This window comes from Escherichia sp. E2661 (genome assembly GCF_004745185.1).
Lineage (GTDB): Bacteria > Pseudomonadota > Gammaproteobacteria > Enterobacterales > Enterobacteriaceae > Escherichia.
In genome coordinates, this window is sequence record NZ_PDIG01000005.1 from 302001 (window position 1) to 326278 (window position 24278).

General features: G+C 50.4%; 22 protein-coding genes and 1 pseudogene. 14 read left to right on the plus strand and 9 right to left on the minus strand.

Going from position 1 to position 24278, the window contains the following annotated elements; translation table 11 throughout:
* Positions 1–17: 17 nt before the first annotated feature.
* From clpX to bolA, 4 genes and pseudogenes are all read right to left on the minus strand, one after another.
* Positions 18–1293: pseudogene (clpX, locus tag CRI63_RS04570) on the minus strand (ATP-dependent protease ATP-binding subunit ClpX).
* Between the two features lie 125 nt (positions 1294–1418).
* The gene (gene clpP, locus CRI63_RS04575; RefSeq protein WP_000122253.1) at positions 1419–2042 is read right to left on the minus strand and encodes an ATP-dependent Clp endopeptidase proteolytic subunit ClpP; all 624 of its coding nucleotides are present in this window, start codon (positions 2040–2042) and stop codon (positions 1419–1421) included.
* A gap of 244 nt (positions 2043–2286) precedes the next feature.
* Complete coding sequence (gene tig, locus CRI63_RS04580) at positions 2287–3585, minus strand: trigger factor (protein ID WP_001198386.1); 1299 nt, start codon at positions 3583–3585, stop codon at positions 2287–2289.
* 343 nt (positions 3586–3928) lie between these two features.
* Positions 3929–4246: a transcriptional regulator BolA gene (bolA, locus tag CRI63_RS04585; RefSeq protein WP_130215453.1), complete on the minus strand. Its 318-nt coding sequence runs from the start codon at positions 4244–4246 to the stop codon at positions 3929–3931.
* Positions 4247–4550: 304 nt separating this feature from the next.
* On the opposite strand from bolA, the gene CRI63_RS04590 reads away from it, so the two are divergent.
* The 7 genes from CRI63_RS04590 (at position 4551) to cyoE (ending at position 11904) form a co-directional block, all read left to right on the plus strand.
* Positions 4551–5129 (plus strand): lipoprotein, encoded by a 579-nt coding sequence (locus CRI63_RS04590; protein WP_130206262.1) that lies wholly within the window; start codon positions 4551–4553, stop codon positions 5127–5129.
* A gap of 43 nt (positions 5130–5172) precedes the next feature.
* On the plus strand, positions 5173–6648 hold the full coding sequence (gene ampG, locus CRI63_RS04595) for a muropeptide MFS transporter AmpG (RefSeq protein ID WP_135403883.1): 1476 nt from the start codon (positions 5173–5175) through the stop codon (positions 6646–6648).
* Positions 6649–7108: 460 nt separating this feature from the next.
* Positions 7109–8056, plus strand: a complete 948-nt coding sequence (gene cyoA / locus CRI63_RS04600; protein ID WP_135518645.1) for a cytochrome o ubiquinol oxidase subunit II — start codon at positions 7109–7111, stop codon at positions 8054–8056.
* A gap of 21 nt (positions 8057–8077) precedes the next feature.
* A complete protein-coding gene (gene cyoB, locus CRI63_RS04605) occupies positions 8078–10069 on the plus strand; it encodes a cytochrome o ubiquinol oxidase subunit I (RefSeq protein ID WP_130215449.1) in 1992 nt (663 codons plus the stop codon).
* Positions 10059–10673, plus strand: a complete 615-nt coding sequence (locus CRI63_RS04610) for a cytochrome o ubiquinol oxidase subunit III (protein WP_000179819.1) — start codon at positions 10059–10061, stop codon at positions 10671–10673. The genes cyoB and CRI63_RS04610 overlap by 11 nt, the downstream gene beginning before the upstream one ends.
* Positions 10673–11002, plus strand: coding sequence for a cytochrome o ubiquinol oxidase subunit IV (locus CRI63_RS04615; protein ID WP_130237752.1), 330 nt, complete (start codon positions 10673–10675; stop codon positions 11000–11002). The genes CRI63_RS04610 and CRI63_RS04615 overlap by 1 nt, the downstream gene beginning before the upstream one ends.
* Before the next feature lie 11 nt (positions 11003–11013).
* Complete coding sequence (gene cyoE / locus CRI63_RS04620) at positions 11014–11904, plus strand: heme o synthase (RefSeq protein ID WP_130223227.1); 891 nt, start codon at positions 11014–11016, stop codon at positions 11902–11904.
* A gap of 25 nt (positions 11905–11929) precedes the next feature.
* Here cyoE and CRI63_RS04625 read toward each other — a convergent pair whose 3' ends face one another.
* From CRI63_RS04625 to CRI63_RS24215, 3 genes are all read right to left on the minus strand, one after another.
* Entirely contained in the window at positions 11930–12868 is a 939-nt protein-coding gene (locus CRI63_RS04625; protein ID WP_135518647.1) for a tetratricopeptide repeat protein, read from the minus strand.
* Positions 12869–12878: 10 nt separating this feature from the next.
* A complete protein-coding gene (locus CRI63_RS24210) occupies positions 12879–13544 on the minus strand; it encodes a hypothetical protein (protein ID WP_240782714.1) in 666 nt (221 codons plus the stop codon).
* A gap of 61 nt (positions 13545–13605) precedes the next feature.
* On the minus strand, positions 13606–14379 hold the full coding sequence (locus CRI63_RS24215; protein ID WP_240782715.1) for a sel1 repeat family protein: 774 nt from the start codon (positions 14377–14379) through the stop codon (positions 13606–13608).
* Positions 14380–14771: 392 nt separating this feature from the next.
* Between CRI63_RS24215 and CRI63_RS04635 the strand changes: the two genes are divergently transcribed.
* Entirely contained in the window at positions 14772–16136 is a 1365-nt protein-coding gene (locus CRI63_RS04635) for an MFS transporter (protein WP_135518649.1), read from the plus strand.
* 127 nt (positions 16137–16263) lie between these two features.
* Here the strand turns inward: CRI63_RS04635 and yajQ are convergent, their stop codons facing one another.
* Positions 16264–16755 carry a nucleotide binding protein YajQ gene (gene yajQ, locus CRI63_RS04640; protein ID WP_001138904.1) on the minus strand — a complete coding sequence of 164 codons (492 nt, stop codon included), beginning with the start codon at positions 16753–16755 and terminating at the stop codon, positions 16264–16266.
* A gap of 167 nt (positions 16756–16922) precedes the next feature.
* On the opposite strand from yajQ, the gene panE reads away from it, so the two are divergent.
* Together panE and yajL are read left to right on the plus strand one after the other, a co-directional pair.
* Positions 16923–17834, plus strand: a complete 912-nt coding sequence (panE, locus tag CRI63_RS04645; protein ID WP_135403887.1) for a 2-dehydropantoate 2-reductase — start codon at positions 16923–16925, stop codon at positions 17832–17834.
* Entirely contained in the window at positions 17797–18387 is a 591-nt protein-coding gene (gene yajL / locus CRI63_RS04650) for a protein deglycase YajL (RefSeq protein ID WP_100008880.1), read from the plus strand. The genes panE and yajL overlap by 38 nt, the downstream gene beginning before the upstream one ends.
* 53 nt (positions 18388–18440) lie before the next feature.
* On the opposite strand, the gene thiI is transcribed toward yajL, so the two are convergent.
* The gene (gene thiI, locus CRI63_RS04655; protein WP_000668687.1) at positions 18441–19889 is read right to left on the minus strand and encodes a tRNA uracil 4-sulfurtransferase ThiI; all 1449 of its coding nucleotides are present in this window, start codon (positions 19887–19889) and stop codon (positions 18441–18443) included.
* A gap of 205 nt (positions 19890–20094) precedes the next feature.
* Here thiI and xseB point away from each other — a divergent pair, with 205 nt between their 5' ends.
* The 4 genes from xseB to yajO all read left to right on the plus strand — a co-directional run bounded on the left by xseB (position 20095) and on the right by yajO (position 24277).
* The gene (gene xseB / locus CRI63_RS04660; RefSeq protein ID WP_001124935.1) at positions 20095–20337 is read left to right on the plus strand and encodes an exodeoxyribonuclease VII small subunit; all 243 of its coding nucleotides are present in this window, start codon (positions 20095–20097) and stop codon (positions 20335–20337) included.
* Positions 20337–21236 carry a (2E,6E)-farnesyl diphosphate synthase gene (ispA, locus tag CRI63_RS04665; RefSeq protein ID WP_130206240.1) on the plus strand — a complete coding sequence of 300 codons (900 nt, stop codon included), beginning with the start codon at positions 20337–20339 and terminating at the stop codon, positions 21234–21236. The genes xseB and ispA overlap by 1 nt, the downstream gene beginning before the upstream one ends.
* Positions 21237–21260: 24 nt before the next feature.
* Positions 21261–23123: a 1-deoxy-D-xylulose-5-phosphate synthase gene (gene dxs, locus CRI63_RS04670; RefSeq protein WP_113264463.1), complete on the plus strand. Its 1863-nt coding sequence runs from the start codon at positions 21261–21263 to the stop codon at positions 23121–23123.
* Positions 23124–23302: 179 nt separating this feature from the next.
* Positions 23303–24277, plus strand: coding sequence for a 1-deoxyxylulose-5-phosphate synthase YajO (gene yajO, locus CRI63_RS04675; RefSeq protein ID WP_135518651.1), 975 nt, complete (start codon positions 23303–23305; stop codon positions 24275–24277).
* Position 24278 lies beyond the last annotated feature (1 nt).

The window sequence follows — 24278 nt, forward strand, 5'->3', positions numbered from 1 at the left end:
TGTATGCGAATGGTTAATTATTCACCAGATGCCTGTTGCGCTTCCGGCTTACCATAAATCAGCAGCGGTTTGCTCTGGCCATCAATTACCGATTCGTCGATAACCACTTTTTCGACATCTTCCATGGACGGCAGATCGTACATGGTATCGAGCAATGCGGCTTCTACGATGGAGCGCAGACCACGTGCACCGGTTTTACGCGCCATCGCTTTCTTAGCGATAGCATCCAGCGCCTCGTCACGGAACTCCAGATCAACGCCTTCCAGATTAAACAACGCCTGATATTGCTTGGTCAGGGCGTTTTTTTGGCTCTTTAAGGATCTGAATCAGGGCTTCTTCGCTCAGTTCATTCAGCGTTGCTACAACTGGCAGACGACCGATGAACTCAGGGATCAGACCAAATTTGATCAGATCTTCCGGTTCTACCTGCGCCAGCAGTTCACCTTCACTTGCTTTGTCGGACTTCGCTTTTACCGTCGCGCCAAAACCAATGCCAGAGCCGGTTTCTACACGATGGGAAATCACTTTATCCAGACCAGCAAACGCACCACCACAGATAAACAGTATCTTAGAGGTGTCTACCTGCAAGAACTCCTGCTGCGGATGCTTACGCCCGCCCTGCGGTGGAACGGCAGCAACTGTACCTTCAATCAGTTTCAACAGTGCCTGCTGTACGCCTTCACCGGAAACGTCACGGGTAATAGACGGGTTGTCAGACTTACGTGAAATCTTGTCAATTTCATCGATGTAGACAATACCGCGCTGCGCTTTCTGTACGTCGTAGTCGCACTTCTGCAACAGCTTCTGAATGATGTTTTCAACGTCTTCGCCCACATAACCGGCTTCGGTCAGTGTAGTCGCATCGGCCATAGTGAACGGAACATCCAGCAGGCGTGCCAGCGTTTCAGCCAGCAGCGTTTTACCGGAACCGGTCGGACCGATCAGTAGAATGTTACTTTTGCCCAACTCGACGCCATTGCTGGTATCGCCATTGCGCAGACGTTTGTAGTGGTTGTATACCGCGACCGCCAGCACTTTTTTCGCCTGTTCCTGACCGATTACGTAATCGTCCAGATGGTTGCGAATTTCATGCGGCGTCGGTAGCGCACTGCGTTCACGATGCGGTGCAACTTCTTTAATCTCTTCGCGAATGATGTCGTTACATAAATCAACACATTCGTCGCAGATATACACGGATGGTCCGGCAATCAGCTTGCGCACTTCATGCTGGCTTTTGCCGCAAAAAGAGCAGTACAACAGTTTGCCTGAGCCATCTTTGCGTTTATCTGTCATGGGTCAAAACCTCTTCTTTGTTCTTTGTGCCGCACACGACGACGCAAATGCCATTCTCAGGCGCAAGTCGCTTATAGCGTTGTGCCGCCCTGGATAAGTATAGCGGCACAGCTGCGCCTCTGGCATCAATTACGATGGGTCAGAATCGAATCGACCAGACCGTATTCCACCGCTTCAGGGGCGGAAAGGAAGCGATCGCGCTCGGTATCTCGTTCAATCTGTTCTAATGATTGACCCGTATGGAGCGCCATAAGTTCATTCATGCGCCCTTTAACTTTCAGAATCTCACGGGCATGAATTTCGATATCGGTCGCCTGGCCCTGATAGCCGCCCAGCGGCTGGTGAATCATCACGCGCGAGTTCGGCAGGCAGAAACGTTTACCTTTTGCCCCTGCGGTCAGCAGGAATGCGCCCATCGAGGCCGCCTGGCCCATACAGATGGTGCTGACATCAGGCTTGATAAACTGCATGGTGTCATAGATAGACATACCGGCAGTGATCACTCCGCCTGGGGAGTTAATGTACAGATAGATATCTTTTTCTGGGTTTTCCGCTTCCAGGAACAGCATCTGCGCCACAATCAGGTTAGCCATGTGGTCTTCAACCTGGCCAGTCAGAAAAATGACGCGTTCCTTAAGTAGACGAGAATAGATATCAAAAGAGCGCTCACCGCGTGAGGTCTGTTCAATGACCATCGGCACCAGCGCCATATGGGGTGCAAAGTTATCTCGTTCGCCGCTGTATGACATTTCCGTCTCCTGGATAAAATTGAAAAAACCTGCTGTACCGATTGTAACCTTATGGACGGATTATCAGCTAGTCCCTGTGTTATGGGTACGGCATCACCATATTTCAAGCATAACAATCTTTTGTTGTTACGCTAACACCGAAAGAGCGTTTTCGCACGGTTCCATGCAAAATTCATGACAAAAAAAGCCCACCACCTGGCGGTGACGGGCCTTTGTGCGAATTTAGCGCGTTATGCTGCGTAAATTACGCCTGCTGGTTCATCAGCTCGTTGAAAGTGGTTTCTTTTTCAGTCACTTTCGCTTTCGCCAGTACAGCTTCTACAGCCTGTTCTTCCAGAGCAACATTGCGCATGTTGTCCATCAGTTCTTTGTTTTTGCTGTAGAACTCGATAACCTCTTTCGGATCTTCGTACGCAGAAGCCATTTCTTCGATCAAGCCTTTCACGCGCTCTTCGTCAGCTTTCAGCTCGTTGGTGCGGATAACTTCGCCCAGCAGCAGGCCAACAACTACGCGGCGTTTAGCCTGTTCTTCGAACAGTTCACGCGGCAGTTCCAGCGCTTGTTTCTCGTTGCCACCGAAACGCTGTGCAGCCTGACGACGCAGAACGTCGATTTCGCTGTCGATCAGCGCAGCCGGTACGTCGATGTCGTTAGCTTTTACCAGACCTTCGATCGCCTGAGACTTAACGCGGTTACGGATGGCGCTCTTCAGCTCGCGCTCCATGTTTTTACGCACTTCAGCGCGCAGACCTTCTACAGAACCATCTTCAACGCCGAAACGTTTGATGAATTCTGCAGTCAGTTCCGGCAGTTCACGCTCTTCAACTTTCTTCAGGTTGATAGCGAATTTCGCTGCTTTACCCTTCAGGTTTTCTGCGTGGTATTCTTCCGGGAAGGTCACGTCGATGGTGAACTCTTCGCCAGCTTTGTGGCCTTTGATACCGTCTTCAAAGCCCGGGATCATGCGACCCTGGCCCATCGCCAGTACGAAATCAGACGCTTTACCGCCTTCGAACTCTTCGCCGTCAACTGAACCGGTGAAGTCGATGGTTACGCGGTCTTCTGCTTCAACAGCGCCGTCTTTTTCTTTCCAGGTAGCCTGCTGTTTACGCAGAGTATCCAGCATGCCGTCAACGTCAGCGTCGGTCACTTCCACGATCGGTTTTTCAACTTCGATCGCTTCCAGACCCTGCAGTTCAACTTCCGGATACACTTCAAACTCTACAGAGTAGGTGAAGTCTTCACCCAGCTTGTATTCGCCCGGAACATAGGTCGGTGCGCCAGCCGGATTGATTTTTTCTTTAATGATGGCGTCAATGAAGTTACGGCTCATCAGGTCGCCCAGAACGTCCTGGCGTACAGACGCGCCATAACGCTGAGCAACGATATTCATTGGCACTTTGCCTTTACGGAAGCCGTCAATACGTACTTTTTTCGCAACGTTGACCAGCTCGCTTTTAACAGCGGTTTCGATGCTGTCAGCAGCGATAGTAATCGTTACACGGCGGCCAAGGCCTTGAGTGGTTTCAACTGAAACTTGCATCTTGTTACCTCAAAAAATCACAGTGCTCGGTCAACTCTTACCCCGCAAGCACAGGTTGTTGGCTTCGCGGTACCGGGATGTTCTTATAATCAATCACATTCCCTGTTACCAGAATCATCCCGAAAGCATTCAAATAGGACGCGGCATTATAGCGGCATCACTTTTATGAGTCGAGAACGGTTATTGCGCGCTACCGCGTATTTTTTCACAATTCCCGGGGAATTTTCGTCTGAATGCTGGGCAAAAAGCACAAAATCCAGACAAAACAAAACGGCCCGCAGGCCGTTTTTCATAAAATCTTTAGCAACATACTGGAAAAGCGCTGGCGGTTGCAAATGCGTTTTTACGCGATGCTTCCTGCTCCACGACAGGGAGGAGAGGCAAAAATGGTATCCTGCAACCCTTCCCATTCCTTAATAGTGTAAGTATGCAGAGCCAGCGCATGAACGGTAGTAGAGAGTTCCTCCGCTAAAGTACTGTAAATCATTCGATGACGATTCAGAAAACGTTCACCCGTAAAACGATCGCTGACCAGCACAACTTTAAAATGGCTTTCAGAGCCGGCTGGGACATTGTGACGATAGCTTTCATCCACAACTTCGAGGAATACGGGTTGGAACGACGCCCTTAATTTTTCTTCTATCCGCTCACGTATCATCATGAAATATCTCCTCCGACAACGCTGAGATGTCACCCATCCCTTTAAATACTAGCCGCTTTTACCGTTACCATTACAGCTTAGCAACAAATATTTAGCTTTCGTCCCAGTTTTTCAGTCAACCGTATGAAGTTTACTGATTTAAAGATTAATTCACAGGCTGCGCACGAGTGATTCTTTTACTCACGGTGATTATTTCGTCAACACGATGAATTTACATGCCTTACCCACTTCCCCTCGTCGTTGGCAATGTTATGATGGCGAGAATTTTTACCAAACACGCTTACCAGTCTCTGAGAGCCAGAACATGTTCAAAAAAATCCTCTTCCCATTAGTTGCTCTGTTTATGCTTGCAGGATGCGCAACACCACCAACGACGATTGACGTTTCCCCAACGATGACGCTGCCGCAGCAGGATCCAAGCCTGATGGGCGTCACCGTTAGCATTAATGGTGCCGATCAACGTACCGATCAGGCGCTGGCGAAAGTGACCCGCGATAATCAGATTGTCACCCTGACCGCCTCTCGCGATTTGCGTTTCCTGCTGCAAGAAGTGCTGGAAAAACAAATGACCGCGCGTGGTTACATGGTCGGCCCAAATGGTCCGGTTAATCTGCAAATCATCGTTAGCCAACTGTATGCTGACGTGTCCCAGGGTAACGTGCGTTACAACATCGCCACTAAAGCAGATATCGCCATCATCGCCACCGCGCAGAATGGCAACAAGATGACCAAAAACTATCGTGCCAGCTACAACGTTGAAGGCGCTTTTCAGGCTTCCAACAAAAATATCGCCGATGCGGTTAACAGTGTGCTGACCGACACCATTGCTGACATGTCTCAGGACACCAGCATTCACGAATTCATCAAGCAGAACGCGCGTTAATTTCTGCCCTCTGGCCCGGTGCAAACCGGGCCTGTAGACGCCCATGTCCAGTCAATATTTACGTATTTTCCAACAGCCGCGTTCAGCCATTTTGCTGATCCTGGGTTTTGCATCCGGGCTACCGCTAGCCCTGACATCCGGCACGTTACAGGCGTGGATGACCGTTGAGAATATCGATCTTAAAACCATCGGTTTCTTCTCTCTGGTAGGCCAGGCTTATGTATTTAAATTTCTCTGGTCCCCGCTGATGGACCGCTACACCCCACCGTTCCTCGGACGTCGGCGCGGTTGGCTGCTCGCTACACAAACTCTATTGTTACTGTCCATTGCGGCGATGGGTTTTCTCGAACCTGGCACCCAATTACGCTGGATGGCAGCTCTGGCGGTGGTGATCGCTTTTTGCTCCGCCTCCCAGGATATCGTCTTTGATGCCTGGAAAACGGATGTGCTTCCAGCGGAAGAACGCGGCGCAGGTGCGGCAATCAGCGTGCTGGGGTATCGCCTGGGGATGCTGGTATCCGGCGGCCTGGCTTTATGGCTGGCGGATAAATGGCTGGGCTGGCAAGGCATGTACTGGTTGATGGCGGCGCTGCTGATCCCCTGTATTATCGCGACACTGCTTGCACCAGAACCAACCGACACCATTCCTGTACCCAAAACGCTGGAACGAGCCGTTGTAGCACCATTGCGTGATTTCTTTGGCCGCAATAACGCATGGCTGATTCTGCTTTTAATCGTACTGTACAAACTGGGCGATGCTTTCGCCATGAGCCTGACAACCACGTTTTTGATTCGCGGTGTCGGATTTGATGCCGGCGAAGTGGGTGTAGTTAACAAAACGCTCGGTCTACTGGCGACCATCGTCGGCGCATTGTTCGGCGGAATTTTAATGCAGCGCCTGTCATTGTTCCGTGCGCTCATGATTTTCGGCCTTTTACAAGGTGCGTCCAACGCCGGTTACTGGCTACTTTCCGTGACTGATAAGCATCTCTACAGCATGGGCGCGGCTGTCTTTTTCGAAAACCTGTGTGGCGGGATGGGAACATCAGCATTTGTGGCGCTATTAATGACCCTGTGTAATAAGTCATTTTCCGCTACCCAGTTCGCCCTGCTCTCGGCGCTTTCTGCTGTAGGACGGGTTTATGTAGGACCAGTAGCAGGTTGGTTTGTTGAAGCTCACGGCTGGCCGACGTTCTATCTGTTCTCTGTTGCTGCCGCCGTACCTGGACTTATTTTGCTGCTGGTTTGCCGCCGCACGCTGGAGTACACATGGGTCAATAACGACTTTATCCCTCGTACCGGGTATCCGGCAGGTTATGCCTTTGCCATGTCGACGCTGGCAACGGGCGTCAGTCTGTTAGCCGTGTGGTTACTGCTATTGACGATGGACGCGCTGGATTTGACCCACTTCTCTTTCCTGCCTGCTCTGCTGGAAGTCGGTGTTTTAATCGCCCTGGGCGGAGTCGTGCTTGGTGGTTTGCTGGATTATCTGGCGCTACGAAAAACACATCTGACGTAATCTGTGAATATTATTTAGCTGTAGTAATCACCCGGCGTAATTATTACGGCTAAATAAACATCAGCATCGCTTAATAATATTTGTTCTTTTGTGCGGCTTAGATTTCTAAAATTATTGACGCCATTTATAGATTCTATTTTTCTTACACGATTCAGCTAATGACACTTTATTTCCCCTCACCTAAATTGTCACTTCAATGATAATTATTTGTTAAATAATTGTTTTATTTTGAGATTGGTTATACCAATTGCCCTGCTACCCCCCTTCCGCGCGCCCCTTTCGTTATAACGCCCTTTTGCAACAGCTTCTTAAAACCAACTTGATATGTTTTGCAACATATGTGACCTGGCAGCCAAATCCAAGTAACAGTAATTTAATCATGTTTACAGTAATGTAACCTTCCCGTAAAATGCCCACACACTTTAAACGCCACCAGATCCCGTGGAATTGAGGTCGTTAAATGAGACTCAGGAAATACAATAAAAGTTTGGGATGGTTGTCATTATTTGCAGGCACTGTATTGCTCAGTGGTTGTAATTCTGCGCTGTTAGATCCCAAAGGACAGATTGGTCTGGAGCAACGTTCACTGATACTGACGGCATTTGGCCTGATGTTGATTGTCGTTATTCCCGCAATCTTGATGGCTGTTGGTTTCGCCTGGAAGTACCGTGCGAGCAATAAAGATGCTAAGTACAGCCCGAACTGGTCACACTCCAATAAAGTGGAAGCTGTGGTCTGGACGGTACCTATCTTAATCATCATCTTCCTTGCGGTACTGACCTGGAAAACCACTCACGCACTTGAGCCTAGCAAGCCGCTGGCACACGACGAGAAGCCCATTACCATCGAAGTGGTTTCCATGGACTGGAAATGGTTCTTCATCTACCCGGAACAGGGAATTGCTACCGTGAATGAAATCGCTTTCCCGGCGAACACTCCGGTGTACTTCAAAGTGACCTCCAACTCCGTGATGAACTCCTTCTTCATTCCGCGTCTGGGTAGCCAGATTTATGCCATGGCCGGTATGCAGACTCGCCTGCATCTGATCGCCAACGAACCCGGTACTTATGACGGTATCTCCGCCAGCTACAGCGGTCCGGGCTTCTCAGGCATGAAGTTCAAAGCTATCGCAACGCCGGATCGCGCCGAATTCGACCAGTGGGTCGCAAAAGTGAAACAGTCGCCGAACTCCATGTCTGACATGGCAGCGTTCGAAAAACTGGCCGCGCCTAGCGAATACAACCAGGTGGAATATTTCTCCAACGTGAAACCAGACTTGTTTGCCGATGTGATTAATAAGTTTATGGCTCACGGTAAGAGCATGGACATGACCCAGCCAGAAGGTGAGCACAGCGCACACGAAGGTATGGAAGGCATGGACATGAGCCACGCGGAATCCGCCCATTAAAGGGGTTGAGGAAGAATAAAGATGTTCGGAAAATTATCACTTGATGCAGTCCCGTACCATGAACCTATCGTCATGGTTACGATCGCTGGCATTATTTTGGGAGGTCTGGCGCTCGTTGGCCTGATCACTTACTTCGGTAAGTGGACCTACCTGTGGAAAGAGTGGCTGACCTCCGTCGACCATAAACGCCTCGGTATCATGTATATTATCGTGGCGATTGTGATGTTGCTGCGTGGTTTTGCTGACGCCATTATGATGCGTAGCCAGCAGGCCCTTGCCTCGGCGGGTGAAGCTGGCTTCCTGCCACCTCACCACTACGATCAGATCTTCACCGCGCACGGCGTGATTATGATCTTCTTCGTGGCGATGCCTTTCGTTATCGGTCTGATGAACCTGGTGGTTCCGCTGCAGATCGGCGCGCGTGACGTTGCGTTCCCGTTCCTCAACAACTTAAGCTTCTGGTTTACCGTTGTTGGTGTGATTCTGGTTAACGTTTCTCTCGGCGTGGGCGAATTTGCGCAGACCGGCTGGCTGGCCTATCCACCGTTATCGGGAATAGAGTACAGTCCAGGAGTCGGTGTCGATTACTGGATATGGAGTCTCCAGCTATCCGGTATAGGTACGACGCTAACCGGTATCAACTTCTTCGTTACCATTCTGAAGATGCGTGCACCGGGCATGACCATGTTTAAGATGCCGGTATTTACCTGGGCATCACTGTGCGCAAACATTCTGATTATTGCTTCCTTCCCAATTCTGACGGTTACCGTCGCGTTGTTGACCCTGGATCGCTATCTGGGCACCCATTTCTTTACCAACGATATGGGTGGCAACATGATGATGTACATCAACCTGATTTGGGCCTGGGGCCATCCGGAAGTTTACATCCTGATCCTGCCTGTTTTCGGTGTGTTCTCCGAAATTGCGGCAACCTTCTCGCGTAAACGCCTGTTTGGTTATACCTCGCTGGTATGGGCAACCGTCTGTATCACCGTGCTGTCGTTCATCGTCTGGCTGCACCACTTCTTTACGATGGGTGCGGGCGCGAACGTAAACGCCTTCTTTGGTATCACCACCATGATTATCGCCATCCCGACCGGGGTGAAGATCTTCAACTGGCTGTTCACCATGTATCAGGGCCGCATCGTGTTCCATTCTGCGATGCTGTGGACCATCGGCTTTATCGTCACCTTCTCGGTGGGCGGTATGACTGGTGTGCTGCTGGCAGTACCGGGCGCGGACTTCGTTCTGCATAACAGCCTGTTCCTGATTGCGCACTTCCATAACGTTATCATCGGCGGCGTGGTCTTCGGCTGCTTCGCAGGGATGACCTACTGGTGGCCTAAAGCGTTCGGTTTCAAACTGAACGAAACCTGGGGTAAACGCGCGTTCTGGTTCTGGATCATCGGCTTCTTCGTTGCCTTTATGCCGCTGTATGCGCTGGGCTTCATGGGCATGACTCGTCGCTTGAGCCAGCAGATTGACCCGCAGTTCCACACCATGCTGATGATTGCAGCCAGCGGTGCGGTACTGATTGCGCTGGGTATTCTCTGCCTCGTTATTCAGATGTACGTTTCTATTCGCGACCGCGACCAGAACCGTGACCTGACTGGCGACCCGTGGGGTGGCCGTACGCTGGAGTGGGCAACCTCTTCCCCGCCTCCGTTCTATAACTTTGCCATTGTGCCGCACGTTCACGAACGTGATGCATTCTGGGAAATGAAAGAGAAAGGCGAAGCGTACAAAAAGCCTGACCACTATGAAGAAATTCATATGCCGAAAAACAGCGGCGCCGGTATCGTCATTGCGGCTTTCTCCACCATCTTCGGTTTCGCCATGATCTGGCATATCTGGTGGCTGGCGATTGTTGGCTTCGCAGGCATGATCATCACCTGGATCGTGAAAAGCTTCGACGAGGACGTGGATTACTACGTGCCGGTGGCAGAAATCGAAAAACTGGAAAACCAGCATTTCGATGAGATTACTAAGGCAGGGCTGAAAAATGGCAACTGATACTTTGACGCACGCGACTGCCCACGCGCACGAACACGGGCACCACGATGCAGGCGGAACCAAAATCTTCGGATTTTGGATCTACCTGATGAGCGACTGCATTCTGTTCTCTATCTTGTTTGCTACCTATGCCGTTCTGGTGAACGGCACCGCAGGCGGCCCGACAGGTAAGGACATTTTCGAACTGCCGTTCGTTCTGGTTGAAACTTTCTTGCTGTTGTTCAGCTCCATCACCTACGGCATGGCGGCTATCGCCATGTACAAAAACAACAAAAGCCAGGTTATCTCCTGGCTGGCGTTGACCTGGTTGTTTGGTGCCGGATTTATCGGGATGGAAATCTATGAATTCCATCACCTGATTGTTAACGGCATGGGCCCGGATCGCAGCGGCTTCCTGTCAGCGTTCTTTGCGCTGGTCGGCACGCACGGTCTGCACGTCACTTCCGGTCTTATCTGGATGGCGGTGCTGATGGTGCAAATCGCCCGTCGCGGCCTGACCAGCACTAACCGTACCCGCATCATGTGCCTGAGCCTGTTCTGGCACTTCCTGGATGTGGTTTGGATCTGTGTGTTCACTGTTGTTTATCTGATGGGGGCGATGTAATGAGTCATTCTAACGAACATAGCGGCGCATCCCATGGCAGCGTAAAAACCTACATGACAGGCTTTATCCTGTCGGTAATCCTGACGGTGATCCCGTTCTGGATGGTAATGACAGGTTCTGCCTCTCCGGCCGTAATTCTGGGAACAATCCTGGTAATGGCTGTGGTACAGGTTCTGGTGCATCTGGTGTGCTTCCTGCACATGAATACCAAATCAGATGAAGGCTGGAACATGACGGCGTTTGTCTTCACCGTGCTAATCATCGCTATCCTGGTTGTGGGCTCCATCTGGATTATGTGGAACCTCAACTACAACATGATGATGCACTAAGAGCGGCGGTTATGATGTTTAAGCAATACCTGCAAGTAACGAAACCAGGCATCATCTTTGGCAACCTGATCTCGGTGATTGGGGGATTCCTGTTAGCCTCAAAAGGCAGCATTGATTATCCCCTGTTTATCTACACGCTGGTTGGGGTGTCACTGGTTGTGGCGTCGGGTTGTGTGTTTAACAACTACATCGACAGGGATATCGACAGAAAGATGGAAAGGACGAAGAATCGGGTGCTGGTTAAAGGCCTGATCTCTCCTGCTGTCTCGCTGGTGTACGCCACCTTGCTGGGTATTGCTGGCTTTATGCTGCTGTGGTTTGGCGCGAATCCGCTGGCCTGCTGGCTGGGGGTGATGGGCTTCGTGGTTTATGTCGGCGTTTATAGCCTGTACATGAAACGCCACTCGGTCTACGGCACGTTGATTGGTTCGCTCTCCGGCGCTGCGCCGCCGGTGATCGGCTACTGTGCGGTAACGGGCGAGTTCGATAGCGGCGCAGCGATCCTGCTGGCTATCTTCAGCCTGTGGCAGATGCCTCACTCCTATGCCATCGCCATTTTCCGCTTTAAGGATTATCAGGCAGCAAACATTCCGGTACTGCCGGTGGTGAAAGGCATTTCGGTGGCGAAGAATCACATCACGCTGTATATCATCGCCTTTGCCGTTGCCACGCTGATGCTCTCTCTTGGCGGTTACGCTGGGTATAAATATCTGGTGGTCGCCGCAGCGGTGAGCGTCTGGTGGTTAGGTATGGCCCTGCGCGGTTATAAAGTTGCTGATGACAGAATCTGGGCGCGCAAGCTGTTCGGCTTCTCTATCATCGCCATCACTGCCCTCTCGGTAATGATGTCCATTGATTTTATGGTGCCGGACTCGCATACGCTGCTGGCGTCTGTTTGGTAAATCTTATCGTCATCAAAAAACCCGCTTACTCTGGCGGGTTTTTTATTGCCCCCACTTTTAGCAGATCCACTTCTTTACCCTTTATCGTTGCCGTTGCGGCAATAATGCGAGTCTTCACCTGTGAACACATTTTCGACTCAAAATCGGATCTATAAAGAAGGAGCAATGAATTGCTGCTAAACGAACCGATTATGTAATCAGTAAAGTTAATATTCAGCCGGTTTAAGCCGAAAGGCTCGAAACCAACCGTTTGGATAATTTCTTTACCAGACGGACTCTTAATGTTGTACGTAACACGAAGATTGGCCACTTCGCCTAATTTATTGGTTTCTGCAAAGAGGCTATCCATACAGGAAAAGCTCTCATCTAAAAAATTATCCCGCATTCCAGAATGGGTAATTGTGATGGCTGGCAACATATCATCGACCGTTTTTCTGTCAATCATGTCTTTTCGACAGGCGGCAAGAAAGTTCTGCGGGCCACCATAAATGTGGACACCCTTATCAAGATATTCCTTCGCTTTCTTACAATCTACCTCAACATACTGACCATTGGCGTACATCATACCCAATTTGGACCATGCTAAATTTATACCGTGCTGCGCGGCCTGATTAAATAACGCATACGCTTTGGCGTAATCCACCCGTATAAGTGTACCGGAATAGTAAATATCTCCCAGTGCCAGCAAAGCATCTCCATGACCTTGCCTGGCGGCTAACTCGAACCATTTAATCGCTTCCTGCACGTTGGGTTTCGTATCATAGCGGGGCTGATAATATTCCCAGCCTAACAGGCTCTGCGCGTCGACATCCCCCGATTCAGCCATTTTATGCAGTGTACTTATAACATCGGGCGCAGGTTTACCATCGTATATGCTGTCATACAATTCATGCGCTTTCTCGCTTGCCACCACGCCTGGTGGAACTATCAGCATTAAAGAAAATAATATTCTTTTAGGCAACATAAAATATCCCTTATTTATCTTGTACCTGAATATGCGCTTCTTTTAATAAATCACGTTGTTTTCCATTCAGTATCGCCGTCGCAGATTTAACAGAATAAGTCAAATCATGAAAATCGCATAAATTACGATTATACATTGGGATGTCTATATAGCTTTTTCTTATATGACTGGAATTATTATACATATCCACACCGAGCGTATTCAAACTAAAAGGAGGGACAGAAAGAGTATATTCTTTATTCACTCCCTCACCCCCTTTTAGCTCAAGCGTCAACTGCAAATTAGTTATACCACTAATTTTATCTGCATTAATTTCAATACTGACATCGCATATTTTTGGTTTTTCATTTGCGTTAAAGCCATAGGTCCCGTAATGTTTTAACGTGAGATAAGGTAAAATATCAGCCTGTGTTTCTCGGGTTTTCTGATCTTGATTACAACGGATTAAATATTCATCCTTATTGAATTTCATTGAATATTTCCCCGCACCTTTTTCGTAATAATCCCATGCCTTATTACAATCAAGCGTTTCACCTAATCCGTTGTAATACATCCAACTTAACCACAATGCGGCTTTTTTTGCCCCTTGCTGTTCAGCCTTGTCAAAAAGCACGCTCGCTTTAGAATAATCAACCTCACCGGTCAACCCAGAATAGTATATATTCCCCAGGGCCACTAATGCTTTTTCGTCATTCTTATTTGCAGCTAATTCGTACCATTTTTTGGCTTCGACAGCATCAATTTTTTAAACCAGCACTGCCATTTTCGTAGGCATCGCCCATGGTATACTGCGCCATCGGATAACCTTTTTCTGCCGCAGTGCGAAACCATTGCAGTGCTTTCTTTATGGTGTCTAAAGAACGTCTATCATCAGAAGGTGCAAAATCATCGAGATAAAGATTTCCGACAATATAATCCATTTCGGGGTCGCCTTCCTGCGCCCATAGAGTCGCCAGACGCAGAATTTCCGGTTTACTGAAACCAATTCGCCCCCAAAAAAGCAAATCATTCTCGGGTGCCTGACCGACATAACGACTGACAAATTCAATTAAACTCGCCCGTTTCGTTTTGTCTGTCTCGGCCCCGGATTTCAATTCATAGGCCTGATTAATTATTTTATTCATCAAATCAGGCGGAATATTAAGATCGTCAGTTTTCGACTTACTGGCATACATCTGTGCTCGTGTCACATCCAGGGTTATGCCTTTACCATATTGAAAGAAATAACGTGCATTATAACAACCGTATTCGCCCCCCTGGTTACAGGCTTTCTCATACCACTGAATCGCCTTTGGGATGTCAACAGATACTGTCACTCCGTGTTCATAAACAAATCCCAGTAGCACTAGCGCCTGCGTGTTATTGGTATCAGCTAATTTTTGCAGTTCTTTTAACGCCGTCTGATCTTTATTGACAATACGTTCATACAGTTGATCAATATCTGTTGAAGCATAACAAAAAGAAGCCAGAGATAAACCCAATGATAATAAAATAACTTTACCAGACCACATACATTCCTCCTTGATATATTCAACCACCAAACATCCACCTCATGAATAAATACGCTGCCATAACGGCCCAGGTAATAAGTAAACATTTAAGCTGAAACAGCATAACCAGTGCCTCCAACGCTTCTATTTATTGCGATAAAATAACACCATCCTTTGATAAAAATTACACGCCCATCAATAAATCCGAAAATAATGTCATTAGTTGCAGGATAGAATCATTTGAGCTTTTCATTTGTTATATTTAACGCATGATGTATTAATAGCAAGAATATGAGAGAAGCTCATACCTGACGTAAAAATCACTCTCTTATGTAATATTTACTCATTAACACTCTGTTTACCTAACATGCGCTCCGCACTACACTATGTGGGCAATTTTTTAAGAGGTGGTAATGAACGATTATAAAATGACGCCAGGTGAGCGGCGCGCGACCTGGGGTTTAGGGACCGTATTTTCATTGCGCATGCTGGGCATGTTTATGGTACTGCCGGTTCTGACTACGTACGGTATGGCACTGCAAGGCGCCAGCGAAGCATTAATCGGTATTGCCATTGGTATTTATGGTCTGACCCAGGCCGTTTTTCAGATTCCGTTTGGCCTGCTTTCCGACCGTATTGGTCGCAAACCATTAATTGTCGGCGGACTGGCGGTGTTTGCTGCCGGTAGCGTTATTGCTGCACTCTCTGACTCCATCTGGGGAATTATTCTGGGCCGGGCGCTACAAGGCTCCGGCGCCATAGCCGCAGCCGTTATGGCGCTGCTTTCCGATCTTACGCGCGAACAAAACCGCACCAAAGCGATGGCGTTTATCGGCGTGAGCTTTGGCATTACCTTCGCCATTGCGATGGTGCTTGGCCCGATCATTACTCACAAACTTGGGCTGCACGCGCTGTTCTGGATGATCGCTATTCTGGCAACGATCGGCATTGCGTTGACCATTTGGGTTGTACCCAACAGCAGCACGCACGTACTTAATCGTGAGTCCGGGATGGTGAAAGGCAGTTTCAGTAAAGTGCTGGCGGAACCACGGCTGCTGAAACTCAACTTCGGCATTATGTGTCTGCACATGCTGCTGATGTCGACGTTTGTTGCCCTGCCAGGGCAACTGGCTGATGCGGGTTTCCCGGCGGCTGAACACTGGAAGGTCTATCTGGCAACGATGTTAATCGCCTTTGGCTCTGTCGTACCTTTCATTATCTACGCTGAAGTTAAGCGTAAAATGAAACAAGTCTTTGTCTTCTGCGTCGGGCTGATCGTGGTTGCGGAAATCGTGTTGTGGAACGCACAAACGCAGTTCTGGCAACTGGTGGTCGGCGTGCAGCTTTTCTTTGTGGCGTTTAATTTGATGGAAGCCCTTCTGCCTTCGCTTATCAGTAAAGAGTCTCCAGCTGGTTACAAAGGTACGGCGATGGGCGTTTACTCCACCAGCCAGTTTCTTGGCGTGGCGATTGGTGGTTCGCTGGGCGGCTGGATTGACGGCATGTTTGACGGTCAGGGCGTCTTTCTCGCTGGCGCAATGCTGGCAGCATTGTGGCTGGCAGTCGCCAGTACCATGAAAGAACCACCGTATGTCAGCAGCTTGCGCATTGAAATCCCGGCGGACATTGCCGCAAACGAGGCGTTAAAAGTGCGTTTACTGGAAACCGCAGGCGTCAAAGAAGTGTTGATTGCAGAAGAAGAACATTCAGCTTACGTGAAAATCGACAGCAAAGTGACGAATCGCTTTGAGGTTGAACAGGCAATTCGCCAGGCATAAGAGCGAGGCGAAATTGCCTGATGCACTACGCTTATCAGGCCTACAAAGTTCATGAGTTACAAACCTTTGTAGACCGAATCAGGCGTTCATGCCGCATCTGACATGAACAAAACGCATGTTGTCGCGATTAATCGCGGAAGTTTTTGAACTGGAACGGCTGACCCAGATCGCCACCACGTACCATCGCCATGACAGCCTGTAAATCATCACGAGATTTGCCAGTCACACGGATCTCATCGCCCTGAATTTGCGCCTGCACTTTCAGTTTGCTGTCTTTGATCATCTTGACGATTTTCTTCTGGGTCGCGCTCTCAATGCCCTGCTTGAGCTTCGCTTCCACAAACCAGGTTTTACCGCTATGAACGATATTTTCCGGTACGTCCAGCGAACTGCCTTCAATGCCGCGCTTCAGCAGCTTGGCACGCAGAATATCCAGCAACTGATTGACCTGGAAGTCAGATTCGCTCAACACTTTGATGGTTTTGCTGGCGTCGTTCAGCTCAAATGAGGCTTCAACGTTACGGAAGTCAAAACGGGACTCCACTTCGCGGCTCGCGTTATCAACCGCGTTACGTGCTTCCTGAAGATCAACTTCAGAAACAATATCGAAAGATGGCATCTTTTCCTCTCCCTTCATTTTTGATGCGAAGCATAATACCTGCAAAGTTAAATAACCGACAGTCCTGCACCAGGACGTATCCCTTAATTGTGCATAGTCGCAACAGCATGCACAATTAAGGGATAGCCTTATTGAACACCCGGAGTGGTTGCGGGTGAGGAGGAACAATGAAAATTACCGTATTGGGATGCGGTGCCTTAGGGCAATTATGGCTTACAGCACTTTGCAAACAGGGTCACGAAGTTCAGGGCTGGCTGCGCGTACCGCAACCTTATTGTAGCGTGAATCTGGTTGAGACTGACGGTTCGATATTTAACGAGTCTCTGACCGCTAACGATCCCGATTTTCTGGCCACCAGCGATCTGTTACTGGTGACGCTGAAAGCCTGGCAGGTTTCCGATGCCGTCAAAAGTCTGGCGTCCACACTACCTGTGACCACACCAATTTTGCTGATCCACAACGGCATGGGCACCATTGAAGAGTTGCAAAACATTGCGCAGCCTTTACTGATGGGCACTACCACCCATGCGGCGCGCCGCGACGGCAATGTCATTATTCATGTGGCAAACGGTATCACGCATATTGGCCCGGCACGGCAACAGGACGGCGATTACAGTTATCTGGCGGATATTTTGCAAACCGTGTTACCTGATGTCGCATGGCATAACAATATTCGCGCCGAGCTGTGGCGCAAGCTGGCAGTCAACTGTGTGATTAATCCACTGACCGCTATCTGGAATTGCCCGAACGGTGAATTACGTCATCATCCGCAAGAAATTATGCAGATATGCGAAGAAGTCGCGGCAGTGATCGAACGCGAAGGGCATCATACTTCAGCAGAAGATTTGCGTGATTACGTGATGCAGGTGATTGATGCCACAGCGGAAAATATCTCGTCGATGTTGCAGGATATCCGCGCGCTGCGCCACACTGAAATCGACTATATCAATGGTTTTCTCTTACGCCGCGCCCGTGCGCATGGGATTGCCGTACCGGAAAACACCCGCCTGTTTGAAATGGTAAAAAGAAAGGAGAGTGAATATGAGCGCATCGGCACTGGTTTGCCTCGCCCCTGGTAGTGAAGAGACTGAAGCCGTCACCACGATCGACCTCTTGGTTCGCGGCGGAATCAAAGTCACCACTGCCAGCGTCGCCAGCGATGGCAACCTGGCAATTACCTGCTCGCGCGGCGTGAAGCTGCTGGCGGATGCGCCGCTGGTCGAGGTGGCTGATGGCGAATATGACGTGATCGTGCTGCCTGGCGGCATTAAAGGCGTGGAGTGTTTTCGCGATAGCACCCTGCTGGTTGAAACTGTTAAACAGTTCCACCGTTCCGGGCGTATCGTCGCGGCGATTTGCGCCGCGCCAGCCACCGTGCTGGTACCGCACGATATCTTCCCTATTGGCAATATGACCGGCTTCCCGACGCTGAAAGACAAAATTCCCGCCGAACAATGGCAGGACAAGCGCGTCGTCTGGGATGCACGGGTAAAATTGCTGACCAGCCAGGGGCCGGGTACAGCTATCGACTTTGGTCTGAAAATTATCGACCTGCTGGTTGGGCGTGAAAAAGCCCATGAAGTGGCATCACAACTGGTGATGGCGGCAGGGATTTATAATTATTACGAGTAGAGTCGGATGCGGTAAACGTCGCATCTGACCAGATGCGACGTCACAACCACAAATTATGGGCGATATACCTTCACATTGTTAAAGCCCTGCTCGCGCAGATAGAGCGCCTGCAGGCGGCTCATCACCCCGCGCTCACACCACAACAGCCAGGTTTTGCTCTGGTCGAGATCGCCAAATTTGGTGCTCAGTTTATAGAACGGCAGAGAAACCACATCAATCCCTTCAACTTTCAGTGGCTTATCTTCCTGTTCATCGATAGAACGGATATCGAGGATCACGTCGTTCGGACCGAAGCCATTGACGGTTTCCACTTCCACCACTTCCTGCTCGGTCTGCTGGGCGATTTCGCGGATATCAACGTTATTCGCTTCCTCAACCACTTTATCGAGGATGCTGAAGTCGAACTTCTCTTCTTCCGCTTCAATCTTCGATTTAACCGCTTTCACCGTCGGGCTTTTGGAGATCACACCGCAATATTCCGGCATCGTGCGGGCAAAGTCTTCGGTGCCAATCTGGCGAGCCAGGTTGATGATGTGCTCTTTGTCGTAAGAGATCAGCGGACGCAGGATCAGCGTATCGGAGACGTTATCAATCAGGCGCAGGTTGGTCAGCGTCTGGCTGGACACCTGGCCCAGTGCTTCGCCGGTGACCAGCGCCTGTACGCCGTAACGTTCAGCCACTTTAGATGCGGCACGCACCATCATACGTTTGAGGATAACGCCCATCTGACCGTCGTCGATTTTCTCGAGAATTTCCCCGACGACTGGTTCGAAATTAATAGCGACAAATCGCACACGGTGGGAGCTGCCAAAGCGGTTCCACAGATAATGCGCCACCTGGCGAACGCCGATTTCATGCGCCGCGCCGCCGAGGTTAAAGAAGCAGTAATGCACGCGGCAGCCGCGACGCATCAACATATAGCTGGATACACCGGAGTCGAAACCGCCGGAAATGAGCGACAGTACATCTTCCTGGGTGCCGATCGGGAAACCACCAATACCTTCGTAGCGACCTTTGATCAGCAGCAGACGATCGTCTTCCACTTCCAGATGGACAGTCACTTCCGGATTCGTCAGCTTCACGCGCGCGGATTCAATATGCTGATTTAAACCGCCGCCGACGTAACGTTCCACATCAATCGAGCTAAAATCATGCTTACCGCGGCGCTTCACGCGCACGCAGAAGGTTTTGCCTTCCAACTGATCGCGATACTGAACCAACGCTTTCTCGAAAATATCGTGCATGTCAGTAAACGGCACGTCTTCAACTTCGAGAATATGGTGGATACCCGGAATACGGGTCAGGGCGTCGCGAATGGCCAGACGCTGGTTTTCATCTTTCGCGCGAACTTCGATGTTATCCCAGTGGCGGACGACAGCGAGCGTCTCATCATAGTGCTTTAAAACGTTACGAATGTTCCCGGTAAGGATTTTTATAAAGCGCAAGCGCACAGATTGGCTTTTGATGGTGATTTCCGGGAACAATTTAATGATAAACTTCATGGCGGCAATGGTTCGTTGGCAAGTCTTAAGCGACTTGTATAGGGAAAAATACAGCAGCCCACACCTGCGGCTGCATCCAGGCGCGGAAGTATACCACTAACATCGCTTTGCTGCGCACATCACCTTACCATTGCGCGTTATTTGCTATTTGCCCTGAGTCCGTTACCATGACGGGGCGAAAAATATTGAGAGTCAGACATTCATTATGCCGAAGAAAAATGAGGCGCCCGCCAGCTTTGAAAAGGCGCTGAGCGAGCTGGAACAGATTGTAACCCGTCTGGAAAGTGGCGACCTGCCGCTGGAAGAGGCGCTGAACGAGTTCGAACGCGGCGTGCAGCTGGCACGTCAGGGGCAGGCCAAATTACAACAAGCCGAACAGCGCGTACAAATTCTGCTGTCTGACAACGAAGACGCCTCTCTAACCCCTTTTACACCGGACAATGAGTAATGGACTTTCCGCAGCAACTCGAAGCCTGCGTTAAGCAGGCCAACCAGGCGCTGAGCCGTTTTATCGCCCCACTGCCCTTTCAGAACACTCCCGTGGTCGAAACCATGCAGTATGGCGCATTATTAGGTGGTAAGCGCCTGCGACCTTTCCTGGTTTATGCCACCGGTCAAATGCTCGGCGTAAGTCTGAATACTCTGGACGCACCCGCCGCCGCCGTAGAGTGTATCCACGCTTACTCATTAATTCATGATGATTTACCGGCAATGGATGATGACGATCTGCGTCGCGGCTTGCCGACCTGTCACGTGAAGTTTGGCGAAGCGAACGCGATTCTCGCTGGCGACGCTTTACAAACGCTGGCGTTCTCGATTCTAAGCGATGCCGATATGCCGGAAGTGTCGGACCGCGACAGGATTTCGATGATTTCTGAACTGGCGAGCGCCAGCGGTATTGCCGGAATGTGCGGTGGTCAGGCATTAGATTTAGATGCGGAAGGCAAACACGTACCTCTGGACGCACTCGAGCGTATTCATCGTCATAAAACCGGCGCATTGATTCGCGCCGCCGTTCGCCTTGGTGCATTAAGCGCCGGAGATAAAGGGCGTCGTGCTCTGCCAGTACTCGACAAGTACGCAGAGAGCATCGGCCTTGCCTTCCAGGTTCAGGATGACATCCTGGATGTGGTGGGAGATACTGCAACGTTGGGAAAACGCCAGGGTGCCGACCAGCAACTTGGTAAAAGTACCTACCCTGCACTTCTGGGTCTTGAGCAAGCCCGGAAGAAAGCCCGGGATCTGATCGACGATGCCCGCCAGTCGCTGAAACAACTGGCTGAACAATCACTCGATACCTCGGCACTGGAAGCGCTAGCGGACTACATCATCCAGCGTAATAAATAAACAATAAGTATTAATAGGCCCCTGATGAGTTTTGATATTGCCAAATACCCGACCCTGGCACTGGTCGACTCCACCCAGGAGTTACGACTGTTGCCGAAAGAGAGTTTACCGAAACTCTGCGACGAACTGCGCCGCTATTTACTCGACAGCGTGAGCCGTTCCAGCGGGCACTTCGCCTCCGGGCTGGGCACGGTCGAACTGACCGTGGCGCTGCACTACGTCTATAACACCCCGTTTGACCAATTGATTTGGGATGTGGGGCATCAGGCTTATCCGCATAAAATTTTGACCGGACGCCGCGACAAAATCGGCACCATCCGTCAGAAAGGTGGCCTGCACCCGTTCCCGTGGCGCGGCGAAAGCGAATATGACGTATTAAGCGTCGGGCATTCATCAACCTCCATCAGTGCCGGAATTGGTATTGCGGTTGCTGCCGAGAAAGAAGGCAAAAATCGCCGCACCGTCTGTGTAATCGGCGATGGTGCGATTACCGCAGGCATGGCGTTTGAAGCGATGAATCACGCGGGCGATATTCGTCCTGATATGCTGGTGGTCCTCAACGACAATGAAATGTCGATTTCCGAAAATGTTGGCGCGCTCAACAACCATCTGGCGCAGCTGCTTTCCGGTAAGCTTTACTCTTCGCTGCGCGAAGGCGGGAAAAAAGTTTTCTCTGGCGTGCCGCCCATTAAAGAGCTGCTCAAACGTACCGAAGAACATATTAAAGGCATGGTGGTGCCTGGCACGTTGTTTGAAGAGCTGGGCTTTAACTACATCGGCCCGGTTGACGGTCACGATGTGCTGGGGCTTATCACCACGCTTAAGAACATGCGCGACCTGAAAGGCCCGCAGTTCCTGCATATCATGACTAAAAAAGGTCGTGGTTATGAACCGGCAGAAAAAGACCCAATCACCTTCCACGCTGTGCCTAAATTTGATCCCTCCAGCGGTTGTTTGCCGAAAAGTAGCGGCGGTTTGCCAAGCTATTCAAAAATCTTTGGCGACTGGTTGTGCGAAACCGCAGCGAAAGATAACAAGCTGATGGCGATTACTCCGGCGATGCGTGAAGGTTCCGGCATGGTCGAGTTCTCTCGTAAATTCCCGGATCGCTACTTCGACGTGGCAATTGCCGAGCAACACGCAGTGACCTTTGCCGCCGGTCTGGCGATTGGTGGGTACAAACCCATTGTCGCGATCTACTCCACTTTCCTGCAACGCGCCTATGATCAGGTGCTGCATGACGTGGCAATTCAAAAACTCCCGGTCCTGTTCGCCATCGACCGCGCGGGCATTGTTGGTGCTGATGGTCAAACCCACCAGGGCGCTTTTGATCTCTCTTACCTGCGCTGCATACCGGAAATGGTCATTATGACCCCGAGCGATGAAAACGAATGTCGCCAGATGCTCTATACCGGCTATCACTATAACGATGGCCCGTCAGCGGTGCGCTACCCGCGTGGCAACGCGGTAGGCGTGGAGTTGACGCCGCTGGAAAAACTGCCAATTGGCAAAGGCATTGTGAAGCGTCGTGGCGAGAAACTGGCGATCCTTAACTTTGGTACGCTGATGCCAGAAGCGGCGAAAGTCGCTGAATCGCTGAACGCTACGCTGGTCGATATGCGTTTTGTGAAACCGCTTGATGAAGCGTTAATTTTGGAAATGGCCGCCAGCCATGAAGCGCTGGTCACCGTAGAAGAAAACGCCATTATGGGCGGCGCAGGCAGCGGCGTGAACGAAGTACTGATGGCCCATCGTAAACCAGTACCCGTGCTGAACATTGGTCTGCCGGACTTCTTTATTCCGCAAGGAACGCAGGAAGAAATGCGCGCCGAACTCGGCCTCGATGCCGGTGGTATGGAAGCCAAAATCAAGGCCTGGCTGGCATAATCCCTACTCCACTCCTGCTATGCTTAAGAAATTATTCATAGACTCTAAATAATTCGAGTTGCAGGAAGGCGGCAAACGAGTGAAGCCCCAGGAGCTTACATAAGTAAGTGACTGGGGTGAACGAATGCAGCCGCAGCACATGCAACTTGAAGTATGACGAGTATAGCGGGAGTGGCAGCATGCAATACAACCCCTTAGGAAAAACCGACCTTCGCGTTTCCCGACTTTGCCTCGGCTGTATGATCTTTGGCGAGCCTGATCGTGGTAATCACGCATGGACACTGCCGGAAGAGAGCAGCCGTCCCATAATTAAACGTGCATTGGAAGGCGGCATAAATTTCTTTGACACCGCCAATAGCTATTCCGATGGCAGCAGCGAAGAGATCGTCGGTCGCGCACTGCGGGATTTCGCCCGTCGTGAAGACGTGGTCGTTGCCACCAAAGTGTTCCATCGCGTTGGTGATTTACCGGAAGGATTATCCCGTGCGCAAATTTTGCGCTCTATCGACGACAGCCTGCGCCGTCTCGGCATGGATTATGTCGATATCCTGCAAATTCATCGCTGGGATTACAACACGCCGATCGAAGAGACGCTGGAAGCCCTGAACGACGTGGTAAAAGCCGGGAAAGCACGTTATATCGGCGCATCATCCATGCACGCCTCGCAGTTTGCTCAGGCGCTGGAACTACAAAAACAACACGGCTGGGCGCAGTTTGTCAGTATGCAGGATCACTACAATCTAATTTATCGCGAAGAAGAGCGCGAGATGCTGCCACTGTGTTATCAGGAGGGCGTGGCGGTCATTCCGTGGAGCCCACTGGCGCGGGGCCGTCTGACACGTCCGTGGGGAGAAACCACTGCACGCCTGGTGTCTGATGAAGTGGGGAAAAATCTCTACAAAGAAAGCGATGAAAATGACGCGCAAATTGCAGAACGCTTAACGGGCGTCAGTGAAGAACTGGGCGCGACACGAGCACAAGTCGCGCTGGCATGGTTGTTGAGCAAACCAGGTATTGCTGCACCCATTATTGGTACATCGCGGGAAGAACAGCTTGATGAACTACTGAACGCGGTGGATATCACGTTGAAACCGGAACAGATTGCTGAACTGGAAACGCCGTATAAACCGCATCCGGTGGTAGGTTTTAAATAGG

Bases quoted from the DNA above. Each gene is read 5' to 3' on its own strand.
- clpP (WP_000122253.1), bottom strand. From the start codon at position 2,042: ATGTCATACAGCGGCGAACGAGATAACTTTGCACCCCATATGGCGCTG.
- tig (WP_001198386.1), bottom strand. From the start codon at position 3,585: ATGCAAGTTTCAGTTGAAACCACTCAAGGCCTTGGCCGCCGTGTAACG.
- bolA (WP_130215453.1), bottom strand. From the start codon at position 4,246: ATGATGATACGTGAGCGGATAGAAGAAAAATTAAGGGCGTCGTTCCAA.
- CRI63_RS04590 (WP_130206262.1), top strand. From the start codon at position 4,551: ATGTTCAAAAAAATCCTCTTCCCATTAGTTGCTCTGTTTATGCTTGCA.
- ampG (WP_135403883.1), top strand. From the start codon at position 5,173: ATGTCCAGTCAATATTTACGTATTTTCCAACAGCCGCGTTCAGCCATT.
- cyoA (WP_135518645.1), top strand. From the start codon at position 7,109: ATGAGACTCAGGAAATACAATAAAAGTTTGGGATGGTTGTCATTATTT.
- cyoB (WP_130215449.1), top strand. From the start codon at position 8,078: ATGTTCGGAAAATTATCACTTGATGCAGTCCCGTACCATGAACCTATC.
- CRI63_RS04610 (WP_000179819.1), top strand. From the start codon at position 10,059: ATGGCAACTGATACTTTGACGCACGCGACTGCCCACGCGCACGAACAC.
- CRI63_RS04615 (WP_130237752.1), top strand. From the start codon at position 10,673: ATGAGTCATTCTAACGAACATAGCGGCGCATCCCATGGCAGCGTAAAA.
- cyoE (WP_130223227.1), top strand. From the start codon at position 11,014: ATGATGTTTAAGCAATACCTGCAAGTAACGAAACCAGGCATCATCTTT.
- CRI63_RS04625 (WP_135518647.1), bottom strand. From the start codon at position 12,868: ATGTTGCCTAAAAGAATATTATTTTCTTTAATGCTGATAGTTCCACCA.
- CRI63_RS24215 (WP_240782715.1), bottom strand. From the start codon at position 14,379: ATGTGGTCTGGTAAAGTTATTTTATTATCATTGGGTTTATCTCTGGCT.
- CRI63_RS04635 (WP_135518649.1), top strand. From the start codon at position 14,772: ATGAACGATTATAAAATGACGCCAGGTGAGCGGCGCGCGACCTGGGGT.
- yajQ (WP_001138904.1), bottom strand. From the start codon at position 16,755: ATGCCATCTTTCGATATTGTTTCTGAAGTTGATCTTCAGGAAGCACGT.
- panE (WP_135403887.1), top strand. From the start codon at position 16,923: ATGAAAATTACCGTATTGGGATGCGGTGCCTTAGGGCAATTATGGCTT.
- yajL (WP_100008880.1), top strand. From the start codon at position 17,797: ATGAGCGCATCGGCACTGGTTTGCCTCGCCCCTGGTAGTGAAGAGACT.
- thiI (WP_000668687.1), bottom strand. From the start codon at position 19,889: ATGAAGTTTATCATTAAATTGTTCCCGGAAATCACCATCAAAAGCCAA.
- xseB (WP_001124935.1), top strand. From the start codon at position 20,095: ATGCCGAAGAAAAATGAGGCGCCCGCCAGCTTTGAAAAGGCGCTGAGC.
- ispA (WP_130206240.1), top strand. From the start codon at position 20,337: ATGGACTTTCCGCAGCAACTCGAAGCCTGCGTTAAGCAGGCCAACCAG.
- dxs (WP_113264463.1), top strand. From the start codon at position 21,261: ATGAGTTTTGATATTGCCAAATACCCGACCCTGGCACTGGTCGACTCC.
- yajO (WP_135518651.1), top strand. From the start codon at position 23,303: ATGCAATACAACCCCTTAGGAAAAACCGACCTTCGCGTTTCCCGACTT.